Raw genomic sequence first — 6,000 nt, forward strand, 5'->3', positions numbered from 1 at the left:
TGAGCGACGCGGAAGCTGAATTTATGACGCGTCATCATGATGAAATTCAATCCTTTCTCTCGCAGGGCTCCACCGGGGTTGGTATTGGTGCGGCGATGTTCGGTCAGCATTTGGCTAGTTTGAAAAACACGCTCGTCGATCTGGAAAATCTGCACAAACGTACTTTCGACAAACATGGAAAACTCCAGGGCGCGAATTTCTTCGCTGAACGTAAAAAGCTGATGGGGCGTTTGGATAACAGCCTCGGGCCATTGGTGCGCAAAGGAGTGGGTATTGCGGATCACCCAAAACTGAAAAATGCGCTGGGAATTTCAACTCGCAGTCTTGTGCATCACTGGAGCAAGGCCGGCACGGCGGGAGGGATCCCCGGTTATGCGACGCATATTGATGGGGTGAGCAAGGCTGGGAAGGTGATGAAGTTAGGGGGCTGGGTTGGGATTTCATTAGGGGCCTCCGCTTCTGGAATCAAAATCCAGGAAACCTGCAGAGTCGGAACCGAGGAAGCTTGCAGGAAAGTTAAATTTTCGGAAGTGGGGAAATTTGCTGGCGCATTTGGGGGGAGTATTGCAGGAGCAACTATGGGGGCCGCTGTTTGTGTTGGAATCGGTATTTTAACTGCGGGTGCAGGGGCGGTTGGTTGTTCTCTCGTAATGGTCGGTGTAGGGACTTTGGGAGGTTCAGTTTTCGGAGAGGCAGGAGGGGAGAAAATCGGAGAAATAATTTATGGTGAGATTTATAAATGACTAGCGACGATGAGGTTTGGTTTGTTCTTACTTTCGGCGGATTGTTTTTTGGAATGGCGTTGATATCGGTTCTTGGTAACGTCTATCTTCATTTTTTTCAAATGCAAAAAATTGGGGATTTTCTGAGTCGCTCACGGGGAATGCTGGTGTATAGTTCTTCCTCTCGTGGTGGTGTATTTGGAAGCTACTTAGTATTGACGTGTGTAGGTTCTTTTTTGGTTTTCCCATCTTGGGCAATAAAGAGTGGCTCCTTGAGTCAGGAGGATTATGTTAACTTTCCTCGTGGTTTGCTGAGGGTGATTCGATTCTTCTATATGGCTTCACTTGGAAGTGCTATGGCGCTGATTGTTTTGCTGATTGGTTGTAAATATATGGGCTGGATGTAGTGGTTTTAGTCCGGGGTTGCGCGAATATGCCTCCATCTATCGAAGGCTGCGCTATGGTTTAATGGTGTATTGATGGGGTGTTCATTTGGCTAAAACTGAGGCTCATATGGCCTATTTAATGAGCGGGCTGATTTTGATGGGTTTGATCTCGTTGCTGCTTCTTGTTTTTTTGTATGTAGCTTATTTTCGTTTAGATGAGGCCCTGGATAACCTGGGGAATTCGCGCGGTATAATGCAAACAAAAGAACATTTGGGGGCAGATCCTATTGCTCGAGTGCTGTTGGTGAATCGTGTTACGGTGTTACTGATTTTCTATCGTAGGTCAGTCAATAGTGGTCAGTTGGACCGGCAGGACTATCGAGCTTTTCCACCAAAACTCAAACTTCTGCTGGTGCTCTGTGGGTGGTCGATGCTCGTGTTGTCGATATTGTTAGTATTAGTTATCGGGGTCGGACGATACAATAACTGGATATCCTAATCCGGCTATTGCACTTTTGAGCGGCATTTGTGAGTTGACATTCGTGGAAGATAACTTTGCGATTTTTAGTTATATTGGACGCCGGTAAGAATGAGCGCAAAGGATTTATATTTTGTTTTAGTCATATTTAATATTGTCGCGGGTATAGGTGTGCTTGTTTTTCGACTGTGCATCGCGAATTTCGAACTGGCTAAGATTATTGCTGGTTTGAGAAATTCACCCGGCGTTGAGGTGTACAAGTTTTATCTTAATAGGAGTTTGTTGAGTAGATCATTTGCAGTTGTAAATGTCGCAGCCATGGTGTTCTTTTATAAAAAATCTATAAGGGATGGCCGTTTGGATGAGGGGGATTACGATAATTTTCCGTCCAGTCTGAAATTTAGGTTGAAAGCGATGTATTCGATAACGCTGCTGCTCGGATTGATGATGCTGGTGCTTTTTGCCTTGGGAAAATATTGTGGATGGCTCAAATAGTTGGTGCGCGTGAATACTTATCCCCGGGAGGGTAATTTTATGTAGGAGTATTCTGATTTTTCCGAGCTTTATTGATTGTTGAGAGGTTCATGCAAAAATAGGCGAACTCCAATAGTCGGGGATTCGCAGAGTGTCTATTCTTTGTTTCTGTGTTCATGCAGGCATCGTTAATAAGTTGGTTGTAGTTGTAAGTTTCATGCGGACTGAACTTCCCTTATCTTTAAAGGAAGGTTCGTTTTCGTGATGGTGTCTGTGGCTCCTCATATCTGGCTCCAGAGTCAACCTTTACAACCCGGCGAACAACTCTTCGCTATCTTCTGCAACGCCAGCGCCGCAGAACCCTTCAAAGCCTTTCGGTCGTGCAGCGATTCGCTGCCGAGCCCGATCTGGGCCGACACCGCGTATGCCGAGTGGGAACCGGTGATGCCTTACGTCGTGGCGGTCGAGCCGGGCAGTGCTTTTCTCGATTGGGTGGCGCAAACCCCGGCCGATGATTGGGGTTGGCTGGCGGTGTCGCGCGCACCATTGGTGGCGCTGGTTGATCAACTGCGCAGCCTTACTCAAGTGTTGTTGCCGAACGGCCAAGCGACTTTTTTTCGCTTCTGGGACGGGCGTTTTCTGCTGCCGATCTTGCAGTCTGAACAGGTCGACGCTGCGCAGCTATTGCCGCTGGTGGACCGTTGCCTGATCAATGGCCGGTCGGTACACATCGGCGGTCAGGCGTTGGCCAGTGCTCAGGCGTTTCCTTGGTGGAAGGTGCCGCCTGCGTTGCTGAACGGTTTTGCGGGAGCGGACAGTGCCGCCCGTTTGAGCAACTTGTTGAAGTGGCTCAGCGAAGAACGTCCGGACGTTTATGAGCTGTTTTCCGAGTCGGTCTTGCGCTGCAAGCTCAAGCATTTTCTGCATGACTTGAGCCTGCCGGATGCGCCGAAACATCAGTGCGTGGACTACTTGCTGGCGGAACGTCGCTGATGGAGCAGGTGACGCGCATCGAGCAGGAACTCGACAGTTTCAAGGACACCCTCAGCCTCTATCGCCAACAGCTTGGGCATTGGTTTAACCGCGGTGCAGATGTGATCAGCCACGCGGCTGATTTGCCGGCACTGCTGGACATGGAGCGTCGCCTGAAGGTCGGCAGCACCACGACCACCGTCGGCGTGAATGACGACCATTTTTCCAGCGTGGCGCAGTGCCCGGCCAGCGGCATTCTGTTGATCGAAAGCTCGTTCGAGTCGGTGTATGACATTCCGCTGGGCAATATTGACGTCGAGGTCATTGCCGTCGATGGCGGTGCAAGCACGGTCATCACCCTGGATGAAAACGGTGTAGGAAAGTTTCAAGGCGAGGCGGGGAAGTTTTACCGGGTGCTGGTCCAGCATCAGGTCACTGAAGCGCAGATTGATGACTTGTTCGCGTCCTACGACGGGCTGACGCAGGATCTGGATCAGTGGCTGCGGGCTGAGTGGCAAAGCTTCAAACCGAAGTGGTCGACGTCGGTATCGCAGTCAGTGGGCAATGGGCTCGCGGCGGGCAGTTGGGCGGCGATCCAGGGTGTATGGGACAGCGTCTGCTTGATCGGCGACATTCTTAAGGACCCCGCTGCGCACCTGGAACAACTGGGTGAAAGCGCCCTGCAACTTCAGGCACTGGCGGAAAAATCCCCACAGGCGCTGGAAAAGGCGTTGCTGCTGGCCAGTGATGAGGCGGCGCTGTGTTTGTTGATGCGCACGGCGAGTCTTTGGCTGGAGATGTTGCCGCCGAGTGAGCTGGCGGGTGTTTCGGCGGAGCTGCTGGGCAATGTTGCCGTGTCGCTGCTGATCGATATTTTGGTTGTGCTGGTGCTGAAGTTGTCGGTGGTCGGCGCGCCGGTCGCGGTTGCTTATTTGTCGATGCGCAGCGCCAAGTACGGCCAAGTGCTGGTCAGCATTGCCCTGCGTTTCATCGACGCATTGTTTGGCGTCATCGAAAGCTTTATCGGCTATGTCGACCGCTACAAAAAAGTGGCGGCCCGTGGCATCGCGGCGGGGGTCAAGAAAGGTCGCATGCAACTGCGCTGGGATGGCCGGCGCAATACCACGCTGAAAAAAGACGAATTCCACGACGACGCCCCCGACCAGGCGAAAAATCCTGCAGGCGACAGCGCCGATTCCGCTGACAAAACCGCCACCAACGGCTGCCCAGTGTCGATGGTCACCGGCGAAGAACTGCTGACCCTCGACGACGCGGTGCTCGACGGCGTGCTGCCGTTCACCTTCACCCGCGTTTACCGCAGCAGCGCGGTGGAGATCGATTGTGGCCTCGGGTTTGGCTGGAGCCATTCCCTCGCCCATCGTTTGGATGTCGACGGCGACGAGGTGCTCTGGACCGACCACGAAAACCGCCGCACGCGCTTTCCGCTGCCGTCACTGGCGCGGCCGGCAATCCACAACAGCCTGTCGCGGGCGGCGATTTTTCTCGGTGATGAGCCGGAAGAGCTGATCCTCGCCCAGGCCGGTGACACGCCAAGTTTCCTACACTTTCGCGGCGGACGTCTGACCGCCATCAGCGACGCCTACAACAATCGTCTGACCCTGGTGCGCGACAACCAGCAGCGCATCGTGCGCCTGAACAACGGCGCCGGCCGTTCCCTGCGGCTGCGCTATGAGCGCTCGCACCTGGTGGCCGTCGACTACCAGAGCTTCCATCCCGCCGACACCCTCGAAGACGCCTGGCGTACAGAACAGACGCTGTTTTCCTACCGCTACGACGCCCGCCAGCGGCTGATCGCCGCGACCAACGCGGCCGGCGACAGCGAGCGCTACGACTACGACGACCAGCACGTGATCCTGCAGCGGCAATTGGCCGGTGGGGCGAGTTTCTTTTGGGCGTGGGAAAGGTCTGGCAAAGCCGCGCGCTGTGTCCGGCATTGGGCCTCGTTTGCGCAGATGGACACCCGGTACATCTGGGATGACGCCGGCGGCGTCACGGTCAAGTACCGCGACGGCAGCGAAGAAAGCTATCAACACGACGACCGCGCGCGCCTGGTGCGGCGGGTCGAGGCCGATGGCGCCGAGCAGCGCAAGGCGTATGACGAGCAGGGCCGCTTGATCGCCGAGCAGGATGCCTTGGGTGCGGTCACCGAATACCGCTATGACGACGTCGGACGCCTGGTGGCGCTGATTCCGCCGGAAGACGAACCCACGTCCTACGAGTACCGCGACGGTTTCCTGCACGCCAAGCGTCGGGGCCGCAGCATCTGGACCTATCAGCGCAACGCCCAGGGCGATATCACCGAAGCCGTCGACCCGGAGGGTCAGGTCACCCATTACGACTACGACGGCCAGGGGCAGTTGCTGTCGATCCGCTACCCGGACAACAGCCGCCATCGGTATGTGTGGAATCGTCTCGGCCAGTTGCAGGAAGAAACCCTGCCCCATGGCGGCCAGCGGCGGTTTTCCTACGACGCACTGGGGCGGCAGACCACCCGCCAGGACGAACACGGCGCGATTGTTCGCTACCAGTGGGACGCCCTCGGCCGACTGTTGCAAACGACTTCGCCTACCGGCGCGACCCGGGGCTTTGCCTACAACGCCTACGGCAAGGTCACCGCCGAGCGCGATGAACTGGGGCGCATCACCCGCTACGACTACGCCGACGACCTGCACCTGCTGACCCGACGGATCAACCCGGACGGCACCCAGCTCCACTATCGCTACGACCATTCGCGCCTGTTGCTGACAGCGATCGAGAACGAAGCCGGCGAAACCTATCAACTGGACTACACCCCCGGCGGATTGATCCGACAGGAAACCGGCTTCGACGGTCAGCGCACGGCCTATGCCTACGACCTCAAGGGCCAGTTGTTGGAGAAGACCGAGTTTGGTTCGGACGGCTCAAGTTTAGTCACGGGCTATCAGCGGGATTCGGCGGGCCGTTTGCT

At 55.4% G+C, this 6,000-nt stretch carries 5 protein-coding genes; all 5 read left to right on the plus strand.

The window, feature by feature from the left end; all coding sequences use genetic code 11:
• The first annotated feature begins 739 nt into the window (after positions 1 to 739).
• Positions 740 to 1,129, plus strand: coding sequence for a hypothetical protein (locus RG836_RS09405; RefSeq protein WP_310844943.1), 390 nt, complete (start codon positions 740 to 742; stop codon positions 1,127 to 1,129).
• A 106-nt stretch (positions 1,130 to 1,235) separates the two neighbouring features.
• Positions 1,236 to 1,607, plus strand: a complete 372-nt coding sequence (locus RG836_RS09410; protein WP_310844945.1) for a hypothetical protein — start codon at positions 1,236 to 1,238, stop codon at positions 1,605 to 1,607.
• Positions 1,608 to 1,697: 90 nt separating this feature from the next.
• Complete coding sequence (locus tag RG836_RS09415) at positions 1,698 to 2,081, plus strand: hypothetical protein (protein WP_310844947.1); 384 nt, start codon at positions 1,698 to 1,700, stop codon at positions 2,079 to 2,081.
• A 243-nt stretch (positions 2,082 to 2,324) separates the two neighbouring features.
• Positions 2,325 to 3,053, plus strand: coding sequence for a DUF4123 domain-containing protein (locus tag RG836_RS09420; RefSeq protein ID WP_310844952.1), 729 nt, complete (start codon positions 2,325 to 2,327; stop codon positions 3,051 to 3,053).
• Positions 3,053 to 6,000: DUF6531 domain-containing protein (locus tag RG836_RS09425; RefSeq protein ID WP_310844948.1), on the plus strand; the 2,948-nt coding region annotated here is incomplete at its 3' end. The genes RG836_RS09420 and RG836_RS09425, both read left to right, overlap by 1 nt.

Source organism: Pseudomonas rhizozeae (assembly GCF_031583775.1).
GTDB lineage: Bacteria > Pseudomonadota > Gammaproteobacteria > Pseudomonadales > Pseudomonadaceae > Aquipseudomonas.